This is a genomic window from Nonlabens sp. YIK11 (genome assembly GCF_001413925.1).
In the GTDB taxonomy this organism is placed as follows: domain Bacteria; phylum Bacteroidota; class Bacteroidia; order Flavobacteriales; family Flavobacteriaceae; genus Nonlabens.
The window spans coordinates 1,952,885-1,972,603 of record NZ_LBMJ01000001.1; the positions used below are offsets into that span (position 1 = coordinate 1,952,885).

Here is a 19,719-nt window from a genome sequence, read left to right on the forward strand (position 1 = left end):
GTTTATCTCAATTTTTAACAAATAAATAGGTGCCTCGTTTTACTATAACGTTTTCGCTAGATCTAGTAAATTCAATTGTTCTTAATTTCTTATTTTTAGGTATCTAACTTTTGAATTCATGAGAATAATAAAACTGTGTTGCATCGCGATGATTTATATCGCTTTCGCGAAAGCGAACTCACAAGAAAAACTATCCTATCAACAACCGTCTGAAGAGATCATGAAACTAGTGGACTATGATCGACCACCATCTGCACTCATTGATGAAAAGGCCGAAAACCTGATACTGCTGTATCGGGATACCTATAAATCCATTGCAGATTTGTCTGAAGAAGAAATGCGATTGGGCGGTCTACGAATCAACCCTAAAACCAATATAGGTAGTCGTACCACATTTTATGACAAGGTTGCGATTCAAAAAGTAGGCTCTAAAGAAGTAAAACCGGTAACGGGATTGCCTGCAAAACCCAAACTCTCTAACGTGAACTGGTCGCCAGATGAATCCATGATCGCCATGACGCATACTACGTCTAATGGTACTGAGGTTTGGGTACTGGATATTGCAACGGCAAGTGCCCGTAAATTGACAGATGATACCGTGAATGCCAATATGGGAAACCCTATTGACTGGTTTGAGGACGGTAAATCTCTCATGGTAAAAATGCTGGCAGAAAATCGTCAACCTCTAATCGATACCAGTGTCGCCATTCCAGAAGGTCCTACGATCTCTACCAGTGATGGATCTAAAGCCCAGAATAGAACCTATCAGGATCTTTTGAAAAACCCGGCAGACGAGCACAATTTTGAGCAGCTTGCACTTAGCAAATTGGTTAAAGTTAACCTTGACGGCACCGCGACAGATTTTTTGCCAGGTGCTATGTACACAGGCGTGAGCTTTTCACCAGATGGTTCTCACGTGATGGTTTCCCAGTTGCAAAAACCGTTTTCCTATATAGTGACTTACGGCAGGTTCCCACAAAAATCTACCGTTTATGATGCGGCTGGAAATTTGGTAACGGTCGTGAATGAAGTACCACTCATAGAAGAGATGCCTCAAGGATTCATGGCAGAACGTGAAGGGAAACGCAACATGAGCTGGCGAGCAGATAAACCTCATACTTTAATGTATGCAGAGGTTCTGGATGGTGGCGATCCAGAAAGAGAAGTTCCTTATCGTGATATTGTTTACAGTTGGGAAGCTCCTTTTAATGATAGCACAGCTACAGAGTTGCTTAAGACTAAAGACCGTTTTTCGGGAATTCTGTTTGGTGATGACAATACAGCGATCGCTTATGATTATTGGTGGAATACAAGAAATACGAGAACCTATGTTTTTGATCCATCAGACAACACGGTTGAACCTAAGGTGATTTTTGACCGCAGTTATCAAGATGTGTATTCAGACCCTGGTAATTTTGTTACCACTAAAAATGAATACGGCAACAGTGTCCTAAAACTAAACGGTAGCAATGTTTATTTAATGGGTGATGGCTACAGTGATAAAGGCCAATTCCCATTTGTGGATCAAATGAACCTGAACGCGGCAACTACTAAACGTTTATATGAATCTGCTTATACAGATAAAAAGGAAACGCTGGTGGAGGCGTTGGATATGGATAAAGGAAAAATTCTGGTAAGAATTGAAGGTCCTACAGAATATCCTAATTACTACATACGCAACATTGAAAAGAAAAATAAACTGGATCAAATCAGCTTTTTTGAGAATCCATTTTCTGGATTGCAAAATGTTCATAAAGAGCTGATTACTTACAAACGTGATGATGGTGTGGACTTGAGTGCGACTCTTTATCTACCACCTAATTATGACATGAAGAAAAAGGAGAAGCTTCCTATGCTGGTATGGGCTTATCCTCGTGAATATAAGGATGCAGCCAGTGCTGGTCAAAACACCCAAAACCCTAACGAGTTTATATACCCTAGCTACGGTAGTTTTGTGTACTGGGTCATGAAGGGTTATGCCGTGCTGGACGATGCTGCTTTCCCTATCATAGGTGAAGGTGATCAAGAGCCTAACGATACCTTTATCAAGCAATTAGTGGCAAACGGAAAAGCTGCCATAGATGCCGTGGATGACATGGGTTATATCGATAGAAATAGAGTAGGAGTTGGCGGCCACAGTTATGGCGCCTTCATGACCGCAAACCTACTTGCGCACTCTGATTTATTTGCCGCTGGTATCGCGAGATCAGGAGCCTATAATCGAACCTTGACACCTTTTGGTTTCCAGAGTGAGGAACGCAATTACTGGGAAGCACCAGACATTTATAACACGATGTCACCATTCATGAATGCAGAAAAAGTGGACGAGCCTATTCTATTGGTACACGGGCAGGCAGACAACAATAGTGGTACCTACCCATTGCAAAGTGAACGTTATTTCAACGCTTTGAAGGGATTAGGAGCCACGGCAAGGTTAGTGATGCTACCAAAGGAAAGCCACGGCTATGCGGCAAAAGAGTCCATTCTTCACGTGTTGTGGGAGCAAGACCAGTGGCTTGAAAAATACGTCAAGAACAAAACAACAACTTCTAACGAAATGAAAACAGATGCCAAGATGAAGGGATAATCAGGCTCTAATTATTATTTGAGTAATTACAATTTTAGAATGCGGTTCTTTCATGAGAGCCGCATTTTTTATGATCTCGCTTTCGCGAAAGCGAACTCCTTCATGGCAAGGTTGTATTTTTACCGCCTATGTTTTCAAAGGAAGAAGCAAAACAGGTACGTCAGGATTTTTGGACGTTTTTCGGTAAGAGATTCCAGCGCAAGTGGACGTTGTACAATACCAAGATTAAGGATGTTGTCCTAAAGTTTTCTATGGAAGACCATCGTGCCATGGTTTCCATCGATATAGAGCACGACGATGAGATTTTTAGGCACTACTATTTTGAGAAGTTTGAGAGCTTTAAATCGGTTATGCGGGATGAAGTAGGTGACGACCTGATTTTTGAGCGGGATTACCTTTTAGAATCGGGTAAAGTGATCTCTAGGATTTTTGTTTTTATGGAAGGTGTCAAGATTACCAGAAAAACCCACTGGCCAGAAGTGTATGAATTCTTTTATGAGAATATGGATAAATTGGAAGCCTTTTTCTGGGAATACAAAGACTTTATAGAAGATTGAGAAGAATCGACCTTACGTCTAAAGAAGAAATAATTATATCTTCTTTTTAAGATGCTTAATGGTGCGCATGATCAGTTTTAAACCTTCTTCATAACCATCTTGAAATTGTTTAAAGAGCACTGGAATCTCGTGAGTGTTCTCCTTACGTTTTGCCCTATCCTCAATTTCTTGTAGCAACAACGTTTCCTTTTCCATGCCCAGCATGCGGTAGCTGCTTTTGACTTTGTGGGCAAGCAAACCAGAGGCATAATAATCTTCCTGACCCATTTTGCTTATGAGGTCGTCATAATCCATGGGAACTTCTTGCATGAACATTTCCAGTACCGCAACAAAAGTTTCAGGATCATCACCAAAGGATTCCCGCAACTGTTCTAATTCAAGTATATCGTTCTTGCTCATATTCAACTATTTTATGCCAACCAACCATCACGATCTAGGCTGCGGTACTGTATGGCTTCGGCAATGTGCGTGCCGGTCACTCGCTCACTTTTATCCAGATCTGCAATGGTTCTGGCCACCTTCAAGATGCGATCGTACGCGCGAGCGCTCAAATTTAAGCGTTCCATCGCATTTTTCAATAAATCTTTGCTAGCATCATCGAGTGCACAGTATTTTCTTATCTCTTTTGTTCCCATTTGTGCATTGTAATGGGTTTTATCGCTTTCGCGAAAGCGAGCCGTTTGAACATTTCTCGCCGCCGTAACACGCTCTCTAATCACGGTAGATTTTTCTGCTGGGCGATCTTCGGTAAGCTTTTCAAAGGGCACTGGAGTGACCTCAATATGGATGTCAATTCTATCCAACAATGGCCCAGAAACCTTGCTCAGATAGCGTTGCATCTCGGCTGGGCTACTTTGCACCCGTGCGCTGGGATCGTTAAAATAACCACTGGGACTTGGGTTCATACTCGCCACCAACATAAAACTGGATGGATAGGTAATCGTAAATTTTGCTCTCGAAATAGTCACCTCGCGATCCTCAAGAGGTTGTCTCATGACTTCCAAAACGGCTCTTTTAAATTCTGGTAGTTCGTCGAGAAAAAGTACACCGTTGTGCGATAAAGAGATCTCTCCAGGTTGTGGATAAGCTCCACCGCCTACTAAGGCGACATCTGTTAAAGTATCTAATGTGGTGGTTGTCGTAATCAAAGTATTAGAGGGATTAAATACTTATAAAGTATCGCCATCACTACGACAATCACAAACAATGAAATTAGAAGCTTACCAAATACTGTATTAAAAATATCAGTTCTGGGATTATTATAGTTGTTCGTGTATCTATAATCTTTTTCAGATGGTCTAAGCCATTCTAAGTAATAGCTCCATTGACGTTTTAACCAGTATTTCAAAGTTTACATTTATTCTGTATCAGGCGTTAGTTCGGCTTCAAGATTTCGTTCTGCAACATAAACATCTAAATCTGTAACACTTAATCCTACTTGGTAAGTACGTTTAAAACTGGTGTTAGATGTGTACAATTTGTTTTCAAATGAGAATGCAGATGCTGGTGAAGGTAAATTGTTTACTGTGATTTTATTACCCTTTTCTTTGAATTTCTTTGATGTTATTTCAGTAACCGTAATCCCGGATATGAGATACATCTTTTCATCATTTGCTTGGGCTAATGTTCTCATTGCTGTAATACCGTTTACTAATTTCTTATCATCAATATATTTACTGTCTAGGACTGCTTTGAGAATATCTGTAACAGTATAGTTAGCTATTTCCTTTTCATTGAGATTTACACCTATAAATAATCCAAAAGATGTATTTCTTTCATCTTTGTAAATATGTGATTCTAGTTCACCGTTCTTTGGTGTTTCTACTTTCGGTTTATAATCATCTTTACTAAATTGAATACCACCTACTTTCATACCATTAGGGCTTTTGTAAACTATTCTACCTAAAAGTAATTCTAACTTATCTCTATAAACATCGATACCTGCGTTTTTAACGTAGGTTCTATCCTTTAGCATATTCATATGTGGCAATCCAGAAAAGTCTACTTCATAGTCATAAGAATTCACTGCTACCGACGAATTATAAATCTTCAATGATTCTTGCTCCATTTGCTCGATAGCTGCTTTATTAGCAGTTGCAAAAATCTCTTCAAAATCAGAAGCTTTTGTAGCCGACACCAAGGTTGACCAATCCTCATTTTCTTCCGCTATATCAACTATCGACCCCATTTCATCTTCATCTTCTTCATACATAGCTTCACTCATTGATTCAGAAGCTTCTTCTTTCTTTGTTTCTTTACAGGAAATGCTAACAACTCCTATTAGAACTATTAAAAGGAATGTTTTACTAGGTTGAAAAATTGTAATTGATTTCATAATTGGTTGATTTATAATTGGTTCATTAAATGTAATTTATTTTTTGAGTATAAAAAAATACCCCATAAGGGGTATTTCTTATCATCACCGAATGGGTATTTAAAATGAAGCTGATGCTTCAATTACACTTACGTTGTTTGATACCCTAGATATTTCATCCACTGATACTCTTGGTGATGGTAAACTTCTATTACTATCTGCAATCTTGCTTGCTAATACATCATAATCAATAAGTGCTGATGGTTTAATAGATACATTACCCAAGATACCACCGTTGGCAAACTTAACACCACCACCAGCTTCATTTAAAGCTGATAGAATAGGCGCAAACATCGATGTGCTACGTTTATTAATAACTGCTTCACCACCTTCTAGTTCACCGTATGGTGTTTTAATTCCACCCTGTGAATGACTTCTACCGGATAACAAACCACCCCTAGCAAATTTGGTATCAGTTGAAGCAATCTTTTTAACTGTTTGTAATCCAGATGTAACGATAGCACCAGCACTTGCAATTTTTTGAATACTACCAAATGGTTCTGGCAATACAGATTTAGCACCAAGTACTTCTGTAAAACCTAGGTAACTGTTTATGGTTGCTTGTGCAATACCAGCAGCTTTACCGGCTCTTGTTTGTTTACCTAACAGTTGTGCTATAGCACCTAGTGTTTGTTCACTTGCAGCAATTCTAGCATCCTTAACAGCTTCATCAATTGCTATCTTTCTAGCTGCATACTTTTCATTGATAAGTTCAATAGATGCACCAGTTCTTTGTGCTGCTTCAACTTCTTGTAATCTATCTTGTTCTAATCTATCATAGGCTAATTGTATTTCACCTTCTCTACGTTCTGCATCAATTTCTTTTTTATTCTCTAGGTCTTCTAGTTCCTTTTCTTTTATAGCAGCATTTCTAGCTAATTCAGCTTCTTCAAGAGCAATCCTATTTTCTTCATTGATTGCATTGATTGCCCTATTGTATTCTGTCTGACTAGATACACCTTCTTCTAATCTAAGTTGTTCAAACTCTCTTTGCTTTTCAGCAATAGCATTTAATCTTTCTTCTTCAATTCTTAATGCTTCATCACTGAAATATTTATCAGAATCTATTTTGGATTGGTTAGCTAGCTTGTATTGTTCTAGTTCATATTCAGCATTATCAACAGCTATTTCAGCTTGTCTTCTAGCTAGTTCTTGTTTGATTTCCAGAACACCAGTTTCATATTCTTCTTGCAGAATATTCTTATTCTTAAGTTCAGCTTTTAGTATTTCAATTGACTTTTCAGCAATTACCTTTTCATCTTCCAACTGCTCTTCTAGGGTCTTTGCTCTTATACCTTGTTCTGCTATTAATAAATCTAGTTGCGCTTGTTGTCTGGCTATCGCTTTATCTGCATATTCTTTAGCTTTATCTGCTGCTTCTTTTTGGATTGCAACCCTGTTTACAAGTTGTTCTGATTCTTGTGAATTAATTCTTTCTTGGGTGTCCAATAGTTTTAATTCAGCTTCTGCTAGTTCATCTAGTGATTCTGCATTAGCACCATTTTGTTTAACCTTTTGCTTTGCGATATCAATTGCTAATTGATTGATAGCAGTTTCTTCTTTTGCTTGGTTCTTTAGAATCTTACCTAAATCTTCATTAGCTTTTATTCTTTCCCTAGTTGATTTAGTTTCATCATCCCTAATTTGTCTTTGCTTTTCAGCATCTAGTTCTGCTTGCTTTTGAATCTTTTCTAGTTCACGTTTTCCTTTGGTTAGTTTGGCTTCTGCATCAGCTAAAGCTTTGGATTGTACAGCGTTTTCTTGAACAGCTTTATTAAAGGCTCTAAGGTCTTCTGCTGCTTTATCTAACCCTAACGCAGCTAGACCATTAGAAACAGTTTCTAATGTTTCGTAAATAGCTTTTTCAGCTAGTTCAAAACCTTTTACAATACCATCTATAATAAATTCACCAAGTGGTTCTAAGGATTGTAAAAGCTTCTTAGCGAATCCTGTAAATACAGAAAACACCTTGGTAATCTTATTAGTAGATTCTTCTGAACGATTCATAGCATTCTTCACCAAAAGGAATGCACCAACTAATACAGCTAGTACAGCACCAACTGGTGTTGCAATAAATGTTAATGAAGCTTTAGCTAGTCCTAGAAAACCACTAGCCATTCCTTTTAAACCATTAATCAATAGGGGTGTGGTTCCACCAGCAGCTTTAGCACGTTCTGAAAATCCAGCTAATCCACCGTTGAAGATGTTTATTTCTTGGAATGCATCGGTGATACCTTCCTTATAGTTACCAACGTTGTTTTTAAGTTGTTCCAAGTCAGAACCATTTTCATTAATGTATTCTGTATTCTCATTAATCTTATCGTTGATTTCTTTAAGTGCATCAGCACCTTCTTTAGTTTCAGTATTAAGTTGATTTCTAACAGTTCTTAGTTCTTTGTTGTTAGCAACTGCCATATCAACAGAACGTACTTCTTTGTTAAGTTCCTTTGTTAGTTTCTCACTTGCTTGGGTAGTGGCTTGAAGTACCTTTTGTTGTTTGTTGTATTCTGACTTAAGTGATTTTAATGCAGCTTCATTTTCAATGAAAGTTTCACTGGATGTATCACCACTTCTTTTTAATTCTTTTTGCGTTTGAGATAGTTCATCAATCGCTTTTTTGGTTTTGGTTAGTTCGCTTATCAGCTTCTTGTTATCAATCGCTAGTTCAGCTATTTTAATTACTTCTGGCATTCTATTGCATAGTGTTTCCTTTTGTGATGCTACTGCATCTTATTAATCATTCAGTTCAAACATTTCTATTTTGCTTGTTCCTTTGCTATTACTTTTTACTGTATTCAAATAATAATATTTACCGGTCTGTTTTAAATACTTAAGCCTGATGAATGATAGGTTCATTAAGTCTATATCAGTTAAAAAGGCATTGATGGTAACCTTTTTGTTTTTATTCAAAAGCTTAGTTAGTTCTGAATAGTAGTTATTGATGAAGTAATCAAAATCACAATCATCATCACTTACAGATGATATTAAACCGGCATAACTACTAACAGCACCATTATCATAAAGTTTATAGTTGAAAATCTTATTAGGCTTTTCGTGTCTTAGTAGGGATAAATCACTTTTGATTGGTTCATATTGAATGGTACCATTGGTTTCTTTTGTTTTCCATAATGGTATTTGTTTCAATGCACCTTGGGAATTATAAATACTAAAGTTCCTTACCCTAAAAATTGAAGTGAATAAATCCTTTTCTTCTGCTAGATGTTCATTGTCTATAAATAGGTTTCCATCTTGTCTTTGTGGTACTAACAATTCTTCATTGTTTTCTTCATATTTGAACCTCATTCTATTGTTTCTGGCATAATCATTCAATGAATAATTTTCACTCTCAATAGATATCACCTTATCAGTCCAGTCTTCTGCATTAGCCCTATTTTTCAATAGGTCTTCCATAGTAAGAAATTTTAAATTATTTCCATTGGTAGCTGATACGATTAGCCCATAATGCTGCATTATAGATTTAATAAATGCTGATTGGTCAACATCCACATACAGCTTGGAAAAGTCTATTAAACGACCACCACTGACTTCATAAAGCGATAGGGTAGCGATGTTACTAAAGTCGTATACGTAACCTTCATCATATTCATCATTGAAATCTGGGTCATAATCATAGTATTGTGATTCTGCTTTGGTTTGAACTCTAAGAACATCACCAACAGCTACATCTATAAATGCTGTTTGTGTGGTATTCAAGCTTCTATTATTTAGAACTACATTACCATTTCTTAGTATTTCGGTTGAACATCCACCATAGTATTCAAGTAAATCTGGTGTCAATTCTACCTTAATTCTACCGGTGTAGTTTGAAATGATATTGCCATTAGATATTCTAAAGCTCGTTGTACTGCCGTTGGTTAAACTTAAAGGCATTGGGAAATAATGAGTAACCCTGTTTTGACCTTGATAGAAACCACCTTCATCTGATGAAGTATAGCTAGAGATTAATGAATCATTTGATGGTGGTATATTGACCACATCCAATCCCTTATTGGGTGTGATAATTTTTCTTTTAAAATCTTCTGATTCAAATAAGTCACCTTCATAGGTATATCCATTTTGGGTGAAAATCATATCCCAAAGTGTGGATAGAAATAGTGCTGGTAGTTGATATTCAATTTGCCATAGGTCACCACTGAATTTACCACCATAATCTGCAAATGGGTAGGTGTAACCATTAGTGTTCGAATGACTATCTAACCAAAGGGTTTCGGTTAAAAAATGATTGTATTCACCAAAATCTAAATCACTAAGCTTTTTACCTTTAATTTTCTCTGAGAGATTGATTATACCATCAAAGATTGCAGCATCAAATGAATCTTTGTTAGTTTCCCTCACTTGCATATATCCGGATGATATGATGGGTATGGTATCAGAATTATAGGAACAAGGTAACTTCCTATAAGGCACATTTGAGGTATTACCATTAATACCTAAGTTTTCAAATATTGTAATATTCCTACTGGTTTTAGGAAATGATATAGTGTTACTATAAGTACTGTTTCTAGTACTTATATCACTGATATTGTTTATCTGATAGGTTAGGTTTATTTCTTCACCTTCATATAAGTCTAATTGCTTTCCATTTACTGTTACTGTATTCATTTATAGGGTTGGTAATATGCTTTCTGGTAACTCAATGGTTACGCTTATTTTATTTTTCATTGGTTTGTTGTTGGTTTCCAATTTTGATTTGGTTGTAACATCTATCCATTGTCCACTTTGAAATGGTTCCGTAGCTGAATACATCTGTACTAGAGGTGAAGTGTAAAGAGATTCTATAACTCTTTGTTCCTTTGAATCCACCCTGGTCTTTAGGTTTAGCTGCTTAGAACCTTGTTTACCAATTAACCTAGTTGGTGCTATAATTCCTTCACCTACATTATTGAAAGTGTTTCTACCAATGGTGGATAGGGTAGAAGTATCTATAGATGATTTATAGAATTCATCAAATAACCAATAGTTGAACCCACCTTGATTATTGAACCACTTCAAGTAAACACCACATTTTGGTTCAATCTTTAAAAGGTTCAAATTGGTTTTTGACTGTCCATCTTCCAATATTTCCAGTTTGTTTAAGGTATCTGGTAGACCTAAATAATTATTATTCGTCCAATTACTGATGCTATCATCAATGTAGAATCTAAAAGAAGAATCTTTGATGGAAAATATTGGTGCTGAAACAGTTGATGTATTGATATTTCTTACTTGTAGTGTAGCATCATCTTCTACCTTTAGAATATCAACTGTAAATGGGTAACCCTCAAAATAAGTTAGGTTGTAATCAATTCCGTTAACAGATGCAGATAGAACTTGTAGGTTGTTATCGTAGATATCTTCACCTACTTGTTTTACACTTCTGGAAAAATCATACGATAACTCAATGGTATCAACTGAGACATTATTGAATACCGTAATATTTACTCTAAGTGATTTTAAAACACCATCTATATTTCTTCCATTAGTATCATCATTATCTGTATTTAAGTCCTCAAACCCCTCATATTTACCTTTCACAAGCGGTTTTAGGTTGAGTAGGTAATTACCTTGTAGGTCTGGATAGATTGTAAATAATTGTGTACCATCGATAATTATTTCAGCTTTAAAATCATTTGCTATGGTACTATTGAAGCTGATGTAAGAATCATTGTAAGCTGGATTGATTAAATCTGTAGATGGTTGTTTTATTATTTGAATTGCCATTTGTTTAAATATCTTGTACTAATAGGTTCAGTGATGCAGTTAATTCATTTGTGAATTGGGTTACATTAAAAACTGAAACCTTCTTTATTATATCATCTATTCTTTGTGGTGTTATCACTTCTTCATAGATTTTTAGGTGGTATTGTTTGCTGGTACCTTCCTTATGTATTTTGGTAGCTATAGCCCAAGCAAGGCTGGTAACACTCATCGTTGCTTCTATTGGTGTTATTCCTTTACTAACAATCCAATCTCTAATGGATTCAACTAGATAAGGTTCACCATCTGTATGACCATTTTTGGTAGCACCACGACCAGCTAGGTATGGATAACCCATAATCACCGCTTTATTTGGTGTGTAGGTAGCTTGTAAACCTTGTTCAAATTGTCCAGATGCTCTTTTACCAGATGCATTATAAACCGCTTTAATTTCATCCAGTAGGACTTCAATTTCTTGTTTGATTATTTCATCACTATTAATCATTGATTTGGTAAGTGATTAGTAATCCATCAAATGAGTAATCAAATACATTAATTACTTCTATTTCATCCCATACACTAATAGAATAATCACCGGTACATCTTATTGAATTCTCTATTGTTTCAACTGCTGATGTAGCGATTGGTTTGATGTTATTTTGGTACTTGGTGTCATAGTCTTCATCGTCAATATCTGATGATAGAAGTAGCATAAATGAACCACTGTATTTTGTTTCTTCCAATTCACCCATATCACCATATACTTTTTGTTTTCTTATTGGGTCAACAAATAGATGTGGTACACCTATTTGTTCTACTTCATCAAATAGATTTGCATAATCTTTTCTAGCATACTGGAACACCCAATTGTTATCATTACATATCTGTTTTAATAGTTCGTACATTCATTTCAATTAATCTTTACATTATTCATTTCTATCTGGATATCGTTTTTAGTCTTATCCATTAGAAGTTTTGTAAATACATCTGAAAATTGAAGGTTCTTTACCTTTTCCCATTTCAGTATATCACCGTTTGCTAGGTTATCCAGAATGTTAAGTATTCCAAACTTTGCCATTCTTTTAGAACCATCTACCGCTTCCCATTTAGGGTTGATGTGGTCACTTTCCAATTGCTGTTCTGCTTTACTGATTGTTTCCAATTGTTGCTTTACTGAATTGATTTTACCAAAGAATTTTGTGATAGTCATATTCAGCACTTCCTTCTTTTTAATCCCTTCTGTTAACTTTAGTATCTGGATTATTGAATCATCATCGGTAGAATTAATGTTCTGTTTTATGAATTCAACGTGTTTTAGCTTCATAAACCATAATTCCTTCTTAGTTGGAACAGGTAATGAATGAGATAGGATAGATACATAATCATCAATCAGTGTTCTATCTTGTTTCAGGAAGTCGACCAGTTTATAGTTCTTTATTTCTTCCATCAGCTAACCCATCTTAAAGTGTTGTAATTATTGGAAGTGCTGGATAGTCTATCCATTGCAAAATATCTGATAGCATCCAATCCGTGATTATGCTTATCAATAGGGGTATTTAACTTTTCGCCATCGTTATCCTTTTCCCAAGTATAACTGTTGAACTCATTGATTAAATTTTCACTTCTCTTAGTGACAAATAGGTTATACCCTTGAAGAATTGATATACCATCTAGGATTGAACCAGAACCTTTTTTAACTGCTTTAGCTGGAATTCCATTACCTCTTAGTTCATTGATTATTTCAGGTCTAGCAGAATCACAAACAATTATGTGATGTGCTAATTCGACATCTTTTTTAATGTGTTGAACTATCTGATTATTGAGTAAACCAGCTTTGTAAAGCGATTCATCAATAATTAAATCTCTTTCACCTCTTAGAAATATTTTGGCTAATGCATTAGGGTCATTCCATCCAAAATCTAAACCAGCACCAAGATATTTAGCATCTGATGGTACACCTTCAATTTTTTCATACTCATAGATACATCCATCCACTTGACCTTCTTCACCATAGACATAAACAGCAACAAAATTTTTCCAGTAACTGCTTCCAGCTTCTGCTTTTTTAATTGCTGCATTATAATCTTCAATTACTGCTGATGATAGGAATTCATTGTCTAGATAGGAAAGCTTAACAAAGTTTGATTTGTCTTCTTTTATGTAATCTTTAATCCAACTTAAGTGTGAAGGGTTATAGTCTAAAAAAATAAATTCTTTTGTTCTTATTGATAGCTGGGTAAATGCTTCACGATTGATATTATTTGCTTCATTGACAAATAAAATATCCCTTCTTGCACCTCTTAACTTACTACCATCTTCAACACCAAACCATTCAATGGTGCAGCCGTTTAGCTTGTAATAATTGTTGGTTTTGTTGTGGTTTTTCTCATCGTATAACCCATTATCTTGAAGAATATCTATCAAATCTTTTGCCGCACCCCTTCTTAGGTGTGGAAATGATTCAGATACTATGGATATGGTTAATGGTCTTTTTGCCTTAGCACAAAGAATTATTATGCACTGTAGGATGCTATAGGTTTTAGATGAACCACCAGCACCTTGTATTACTCTTATTCTGTCTTGTATTGCTGCAATTTTATTAAATGCTCTTGTTACCTTCAATTCTTACATATCGTTATCCTTTTTAGTTATTAGCCTTTTGGGTTGCTCGTCAACCACTTCATAATCCACATCTATCATATCTATGACATTTGAATCACCACCTTCAATTTTTAGTGTGATGTTCCCAGTACCTATTTGGATGTTACCACCACCTTTGTTTACTTGTAAATCCTTGAATTTTCTTTCCAGTAACCAACTAGCACCCCACTGATTTTTATTTTTTTCATCTAACATATTACCGGTAAGATTCATCTTTTGGTGGACTCTGGCATACGCTAGTGTTTGCCTAAAATCCTCTACCATATCATCATCTAATTGTTCTATGTTTTCAGGACTTTTACTATTAAGATTGGGTGTCTTCCAGAATTCAAAACAACTAAGTGAAACCCTTAGATTCTTTGGTAATCTTTGATTAACTGCTACCAATAATTCTTTATCTGTTAGAATAACCGTTCTAGGGTCTTCTAACAATCCTTTCATTTCCACTAAAAATGTTGGAAGTTTTGATGGTTGACCTATGTTTTTCTTTTCCATTATGATAGGATATTTGGGCAATCTGTTATTGGTGTGAAATAGTAATATGCTTCACTATTTCTTCTTCTGGTAAGTCCTTTCAATACTCTACCAGATGCTTTATTCCATCTTTTGAATTGGTATTCTATAGATGGGTCATTTGGATTATTATTTATCTTCTTTAGTAATGTGCTTCTTCTAAAATTAGCTGAACCAACGTTATAAGTAAATGATACTAGGGCGTTAAACTGGTTCTGGTTTATATCACTTGTAACATATCTGTTTACCACACCTTCAAACTGCTTTACAATCAGTTTTAGAAGGGTTTCACCTTGTTCTAATGTGATAGGGTTATCAGTCATTTTAACTGGTGTACCATCAGCGTAAAAGGTGTTCCCATATCCTATGGTTGGTCTATCACCTTTAACTGGTATATATGGGTGATTTCTAAAACTTTCCCATTTTTTTATGTGTTCTAATCCTTCATTATTTAATCTCATTTTCGTTCATAAATCTTTTTCTTTTACTCTTATTCAAATCCAACACCACCTGTGTTCGTACTACAAAAATTATCTATTCCTAAAGTTGAACCGTCCCAATATCTATTTATGTTTCCATCTGTATAATATCCTACTGGTGCTGCAGTATTAGCATTTGCATCAGAATAAATAAAGGTTGCTGAACTGAAACTATTTTGGTCTAAGTAGTAGGTACTACTTGATACAAAGTCACAAGCGTTTTGTTGATTGACATTTCTAGCTAATATTCTGGAATAGGTTGTAGGTGTTCCACCAGTTCCCGTTGTAGGTATTGGTTCTAAATCACCGGATAACTTGAAGTAATTTCTAAAATACCAAGATGTACCATCTGGTAAAATTTCTGTTTTTTCAAATCCTTTTTCTACAACTATCCTAGCATTTACACCATCTGACTTATTAGTGAGTTTGCTATTATGTTTTAATGAAACACCGCTCTCACTTTCAAACGTTACTTGATTATCACCAATAATTTCAAATTCAACCCTATCTTCTGTAGACTGTAAACAAGCATTAGTTATAATTACTTTATTTACATTAGGTGTACCAGCATCACCAATTATTACTGTTTTAAATCTATCAGAAGCATCAGTAGTATAGGTCAAAGAAGTGGTATGGTTATTAAACCATCTAAGCCTTCTAGCCATTGTTACTTCAATATTATTGATACGCCCAATTTGAGCATTCAAGTCGCTATCGGTTACTTGATTATTTTCTAGTGTAGTTATTCTATTAGTATTAGAATTGATACTAGTTTGTTGTGTACTATTTTGATTGAATATTGCATCTATATCTTGTGTTGCGTCTAATAAATCATCTTCAACATAATCAACCCTAGCATCAACAAACTCTGTGTATTCATTGGTTAATCTTAAGGCATTTTCAGATACAACTTTAGTTGTTGAGGTTCCAAATCTGTTTTGGCTAACATCAGCTTTCGGTATAGCATTATCAGCTTTAACACCTTGTGCTGCTGTCGCCACCCCTGTTAATTGAGAACCGTTACCTATAAAGTTGGTGGCTTTTACATTACCTATAACATCTAATCTTTCATTAGGTGTTTCATTATTTATTCCTACAAAACCATCACTTTCATTAATAAATAAGTCGTATCTGGATGTATTAGAGTTTGTGCTGAATTGGACACCATCAATTCTAAAAACCATTCTAGCATAACCATCTCTTTGAAAAATGGTGTTTTTATTACCTACACCTGTTAAGTAGTTACCAGTAGAATCTCCTTGTATCGCTATATGTTGACTAGCAGACCTACCTATTTTAGTAGGTAGGTTTTCTGCAAATACATCTAGTTCGGTAGATATTAATTTATTTCCAGTAACGTTTCCACCAACACTTAAATTTCCTTCTATCGATTGAGTAGTTTGTCCTGTTTTTTGAACAGAGTTGTCAGCTTTCGTTCCTTGCGCTGTTGTTGCAACTTCATCAGAAGTACTTACTTTTTTCCAAGTAAGCCAAGAACCTTGAAATAATGTTCTATACCAAATATCTCTTCCTACACTACTATGACCATAAGGGTAAGCTACTTGTACACAGTTAAGGTTAGCATAGGTTGAAACTTGTAAGTAATATAATGTTGAAGCCGGATTAGGTCTATTTGCACCACCATTGACAAAATACCAACCAGCTCTAGTAGCTGTATTTAAATCAACATTATCCAGTAGATTAGCTTTGTTTGCTGCAAAATCTGGTGTTATAGCTCCACTAAGTGAGTTAGTATTCTTATCACCATATTGGATTGAATTATCAGCTTTGACACCTTGCGCTGCTGTTGCAAAATCAGAAGTAGGAAAGTTTCCTGTATGATATATATCTCTATCTATATTTTGGTATCTTACTCTTAAAGAATTAAGAGTATTACCATTTCTACCAGTAAATAAAATATTACCTACATCATCTGTATTATCTAAACCAGCTTGAATAAAAGAAGTATTGCCAGCTACAATATTTCTAAAATCACCACCAGTTGCTGCGTGAGTTAATTTATAATACGGTTGATTACCTTGTTGTATAATATTACCATCTATGCTTTGAATAGATTTTCCAGTTCTTTGTACTGCGGTTTTAGCTAAGTCCCAATCATCTGATGTACTACCATTAGCTGTTATTTTTCCAGTATTAGTATCTACTCTAAATGGCATAACACTTGGAGAAGCAACAGAATTACCTACTCCAAAAACCCCATCTAAAACATTAAAACCTAAATATCTAGTTCCATTATCAGCCTTAAAACTTTGTAATACATTAGTAACTCCGACTCTAGTTAATGTTAATGGTATAGACCCATTAGTATTAATATTTATAGACCCATTTATGGTTTGAGAAGTATTAACTTCTAGTAATCGTTGTACGGAATTATCAGCCAAAGCACCTTGGGCTGCCGTTGCATAATTTGTGGTATTTAAACCAATAATATCTCTTACCTGTGATGCAGATAAATCTTGTGCTGTACCATTAGTATTAAGTCTTCCTTTAATATGGTTTCCCAACATTGTCGTTAACCTATCATTAGTAATTGTACCTATTGCAATTTTTGTATTTGTTACCTTCCCATTACCTATCGTAAGGGCTGTAGCACCGGTTACATCACCTGTATGGTTGGCATTACTTATTTTAGCAGTATTTGCTGCCACTGCAGAATTGGAAGCAACAGCGGTGCTAAAATCACTTATAGTGTTTGCTGTTTGTGTTCCACTATGATTGCTTCTTTTTCGGTTTTCAGTATCTCTTGAATTAAGCTGTGAACCATCTTCAAACTGTGATATTTGATTAGGTTGCACAGCAGAATCTGCTCTCGTTCCTTGCGCTGCTGTAGCATATATTGATGAATTCGTGAATGCTGCACTACCAAGGTCTTCAGGTTGTATTGCTGAATCAGCTAAGGCACCTTGTGTTGCCGTGGCATAATCAGATGAACTTGTTGATGCTGCATCACCTAAATCTTCAGGTTGTACTGCTGAATCAGCTTTTACACCTTGTGCAGCTGTAGCATAGTTTGTAGAATCAGTGAAAGCTGCACTACCTAGGTTTTCTGGTTGTACTGCTGAATCAGCTTTAGCACCTTGTGTTGCTGTTGCAAATTCAGAAGGTAGTTTACCACCAAGTTTATCTGAATCAACTGCTTTTCCATCTATATCAAGTTTAACTGCTAAAGCATCTACCAAACCAGCAATGTTTTCAATACCTAAAGCATCTAAATCTTCTTTGTTTTGTTTTATAAAATCAACTAGTTCTTGTATTTCATCTAAGGTTGAATCATCTGATGTTAGAAGAGCATTTATAGTAATTATTTTATCATTTAATTCCTTCCCTTTTGCTGCTGACAAAACCTTATTAGATAGGGTGGAAGTAAGGCTATCAATGACATCTGATACTTGTAATGCTGTATCTGCTTTAGCACCTTGTGATGCTGTTGCATAATCTGTTGAATCGGTAAGTGCAGCAGTACCTAAATCATCCGGTTGTATAGATGAATCAGCTAAGGCACCTTGTGCTGCTGTTGCATATTCTGTTGAATCAGTAATTGCAGCAGTACCCAAATCTTGTGGTTGAACAGCAGAATCTGCTTTAGTCCCTTGTGAAGCTGATGCATAGTCACTTGGTAAGAAACCACCCAATCTTCCAGAATCAACTGCTATTCCATCAATTTCTAATTTCTTTTCATCTAATAGCCTTCCTTGTAATGCTGAAAGTGGTTTAGTGGTTGAAGATGAAGAAAGATTATTAATTACTTCAACTCTTGCTGGTTCACCAGTAGAACCAGAAACATCAATATTGTCAATACCATTGTATAATGTTGGTATCAAACTATCAATCAAACTATCAGCACTAGAAAAGGTGTTACCGTTTAGAATTAATTCATCATATCTAGTGCTTTCTAATAATTGTTGTTTTGTATCGTATATGTTATAAATACCAATGTTATTTCTACCAAGTTTTATTGCTTGGTAGATTTTAGGGTACTTGGTCAAATTAAGTGTGAAGTAGTTACTATCTACATTTTCTATTCTTATACTCATCTATTTTAATTGTTTCTCTTTTGGGTAACTACCCTTATTTTACATCCAATAGCCTTAATAAATCTTTTCTGGCATTGGATAACAGCACCATTGCGTAAAGTGCATCTTTTTCATTCTTTGCTTGGTAATATGGATAGGTGATACTTATAAAATATGTTCCCTTGGTTCCAGCTTTTATGTAACATCCTATCATTGATTTTACATTGATTAAGTCCAAAGATTGAATTGAAGCAGTCTCATAAATATTGGGGTAGTTTCTAACATCTTCAATAAATACTGGTTTACCATCAGCTTCTAGCATCATCAGAAAATATCTACTAATTCCACGTTCTAATGGGTAGTTTGCATAGTGTTGTTTAATATTTACGTTCCTTATAAAATCATTGGAATAAAGTACTGTTACCAAGGATTCAGAACTAGTCAACATCACATTTCCACCATTGTGTACTTCTATGATATTTATGGATGATGCTCCATTTATTTGCATACCCAAACCAGTTATCAAATTATTTATTTGAGCATTTTTATATAGAAACTTTTCATTGGCTAGGGCAGCTTTTTCTAGTCTCAAACTATCCATCATTTGCCTTGCTGATTCTTCAATCTTCAGTTGTTTTAAATGGGTTTCAGCTTGTCTTTTTGCTACTCGTTCATCCCAATCAACTATGATAGGTGTGAAGAAGACAAGAAACACAAGAAATGCACCTACCAACATTGCTATGAAATCTTGTAATCTGGTGACTTTAGCAAAGAATGCTACTATTGAATTGTTATAATCATTGGATGCCATTAAGGT

At 35.4% G+C, this 19,719-nt stretch carries 15 protein-coding genes and 1 pseudogene; 2 read left to right on the top strand and 14 right to left on the bottom strand.

Annotated features, from left to right (window positions below):
- Positions 1-118: 118 nt before the first annotated feature.
- Together AAU57_RS08745 and AAU57_RS08750 are read left to right on the top strand one after the other, a co-directional pair.
- The gene (locus AAU57_RS08745) at positions 119-2,587 is read left to right on the top strand and encodes a prolyl oligopeptidase family serine peptidase (RefSeq protein ID WP_055412547.1); all 2,469 of its coding nucleotides are present in this window, start codon (positions 119-121) and stop codon (positions 2,585-2,587) included.
- 128 nt (positions 2,588-2,715) lie between these two features.
- Positions 2,716-3,144 carry a DUF4268 domain-containing protein gene (locus tag AAU57_RS08750; RefSeq protein ID WP_055412548.1) on the top strand — a complete coding sequence of 143 codons (429 nt, stop codon included), beginning with the start codon at positions 2,716-2,718 and terminating at the stop codon, positions 3,142-3,144.
- A gap of 33 nt (positions 3,145-3,177) precedes the next feature.
- Here the strand turns inward: AAU57_RS08750 and AAU57_RS08755 are convergent, their stop codons facing one another.
- From AAU57_RS08755 to AAU57_RS08820, 14 genes and pseudogenes are all read right to left on the bottom strand, one after another.
- Entirely contained in the window at positions 3,178-3,543 is a 366-nt protein-coding gene (locus tag AAU57_RS08755) for an Hpt domain-containing protein (protein ID WP_055412549.1), read from the bottom strand.
- An 11-nt stretch (positions 3,544-3,554) separates the two neighbouring features.
- A pseudogene (locus tag AAU57_RS08760) lies at positions 3,555-4,265 on the bottom strand (YifB family Mg chelatase-like AAA ATPase); the annotation flags it as partial.
- A gap of 236 nt (positions 4,266-4,501) precedes the next feature.
- Positions 4,502-5,479 carry a hypothetical protein gene (locus tag AAU57_RS08765; RefSeq protein WP_055412550.1) on the bottom strand — a complete coding sequence of 326 codons (978 nt, stop codon included), beginning with the start codon at positions 5,477-5,479 and terminating at the stop codon, positions 4,502-4,504.
- Positions 5,480-5,578: 99 nt separating this feature from the next.
- Positions 5,579-8,209 (bottom strand): hypothetical protein, encoded by a 2,631-nt coding sequence (locus AAU57_RS08770; RefSeq protein WP_055412551.1) that lies wholly within the window; start codon positions 8,207-8,209, stop codon positions 5,579-5,581.
- A gap of 42 nt (positions 8,210-8,251) precedes the next feature.
- Positions 8,252-10,141, bottom strand: coding sequence for a hypothetical protein (locus AAU57_RS08775; RefSeq protein ID WP_055412552.1), 1,890 nt, complete (start codon positions 10,139-10,141; stop codon positions 8,252-8,254).
- The gene (locus AAU57_RS08780) at positions 10,142-11,239 is read right to left on the bottom strand and encodes a hypothetical protein (protein ID WP_055412553.1); all 1,098 of its coding nucleotides are present in this window, start codon (positions 11,237-11,239) and stop codon (positions 10,142-10,144) included.
- A 4-nt stretch (positions 11,240-11,243) separates the two neighbouring features.
- Positions 11,244-11,720, bottom strand: coding sequence for a hypothetical protein (locus AAU57_RS08785; protein WP_055412554.1), 477 nt, complete (start codon positions 11,718-11,720; stop codon positions 11,244-11,246).
- Positions 11,713-12,120 (bottom strand): hypothetical protein, encoded by a 408-nt coding sequence (locus AAU57_RS08790; protein ID WP_055412555.1) that lies wholly within the window; start codon positions 12,118-12,120, stop codon positions 11,713-11,715. Before AAU57_RS08790 ends, AAU57_RS08785 begins: the two co-directional genes overlap by 8 nt.
- Positions 12,121-12,125: 5 nt before the next feature.
- Positions 12,126-12,662, bottom strand: coding sequence for a hypothetical protein (locus AAU57_RS15205; RefSeq protein ID WP_055412556.1), 537 nt, complete (start codon positions 12,660-12,662; stop codon positions 12,126-12,128).
- A complete protein-coding gene (locus tag AAU57_RS08800; protein WP_082438596.1) occupies positions 12,662-13,837 on the bottom strand; it encodes a PBSX family phage terminase large subunit in 1,176 nt (391 codons plus the stop codon). Before AAU57_RS08800 ends, AAU57_RS15205 begins: the two co-directional genes overlap by 1 nt.
- 3 nt (positions 13,838-13,840) lie before the next feature.
- Positions 13,841-14,371, bottom strand: coding sequence for a hypothetical protein (locus AAU57_RS08805; RefSeq protein WP_055412558.1), 531 nt, complete (start codon positions 14,369-14,371; stop codon positions 13,841-13,843).
- The gene (locus AAU57_RS08810) at positions 14,371-14,850 is read right to left on the bottom strand and encodes a lysozyme (protein WP_055412559.1); all 480 of its coding nucleotides are present in this window, start codon (positions 14,848-14,850) and stop codon (positions 14,371-14,373) included. Before AAU57_RS08810 ends, AAU57_RS08805 begins: the two co-directional genes overlap by 1 nt.
- A gap of 29 nt (positions 14,851-14,879) precedes the next feature.
- Positions 14,880-18,923 (bottom strand): pyocin knob domain-containing protein, encoded by a 4,044-nt coding sequence (locus tag AAU57_RS08815; protein WP_055412560.1) that lies wholly within the window; start codon positions 18,921-18,923, stop codon positions 14,880-14,882.
- 34 nt (positions 18,924-18,957) lie between these two features.
- The gene (locus AAU57_RS08820) at positions 18,958-19,713 is read right to left on the bottom strand and encodes a hypothetical protein (protein ID WP_156340078.1); all 756 of its coding nucleotides are present in this window, start codon (positions 19,711-19,713) and stop codon (positions 18,958-18,960) included.
- Between the last annotated feature and the right edge of the window lie 6 nt (positions 19,714-19,719).

Bases quoted from the DNA above. Each gene is read 5' to 3' on its own strand.
- AAU57_RS08745 (WP_055412547.1), top strand. From the start codon at position 119: ATGAGAATAATAAAACTGTGTTGCATCGCGATGATTTATATCGCTTTC.
- AAU57_RS08750 (WP_055412548.1), top strand. From the start codon at position 2,716: ATGTTTTCAAAGGAAGAAGCAAAACAGGTACGTCAGGATTTTTGGACG.
- AAU57_RS08755 (WP_055412549.1), bottom strand. From the start codon at position 3,543: ATGAGCAAGAACGATATACTTGAATTAGAACAGTTGCGGGAATCCTTT.
- AAU57_RS08765 (WP_055412550.1), bottom strand. From the start codon at position 5,479: ATGAAATCAATTACAATTTTTCAACCTAGTAAAACATTCCTTTTAATA.
- AAU57_RS08770 (WP_055412551.1), bottom strand. From the start codon at position 8,209: ATGCCAGAAGTAATTAAAATAGCTGAACTAGCGATTGATAACAAGAAG.
- AAU57_RS08775 (WP_055412552.1), bottom strand. From the start codon at position 10,141: ATGAATACAGTAACAGTAAATGGAAAGCAATTAGACTTATATGAAGGT.
- AAU57_RS08780 (WP_055412553.1), bottom strand. From the start codon at position 11,239: ATGGCAATTCAAATAATAAAACAACCATCTACAGATTTAATCAATCCA.
- AAU57_RS08785 (WP_055412554.1), bottom strand. From the start codon at position 11,720: ATGATTAATAGTGATGAAATAATCAAACAAGAAATTGAAGTCCTACTG.
- AAU57_RS08790 (WP_055412555.1), bottom strand. From the start codon at position 12,120: ATGTACGAACTATTAAAACAGATATGTAATGATAACAATTGGGTGTTC.
- AAU57_RS15205 (WP_055412556.1), bottom strand. From the start codon at position 12,662: ATGGAAGAAATAAAGAACTATAAACTGGTCGACTTCCTGAAACAAGAT.
- AAU57_RS08805 (WP_055412558.1), bottom strand. From the start codon at position 14,371: ATGGAAAAGAAAAACATAGGTCAACCATCAAAACTTCCAACATTTTTA.
- AAU57_RS08810 (WP_055412559.1), bottom strand. From the start codon at position 14,850: ATGAGATTAAATAATGAAGGATTAGAACACATAAAAAAATGGGAAAGT.
- AAU57_RS08815 (WP_055412560.1), bottom strand. From the start codon at position 18,923: ATGAGTATAAGAATAGAAAATGTAGATAGTAACTACTTCACACTTAAT.
- AAU57_RS08820 (WP_156340078.1), bottom strand. From the start codon at position 19,713: ATGGCATCCAATGATTATAACAATTCAATAGTAGCATTCTTTGCTAAA.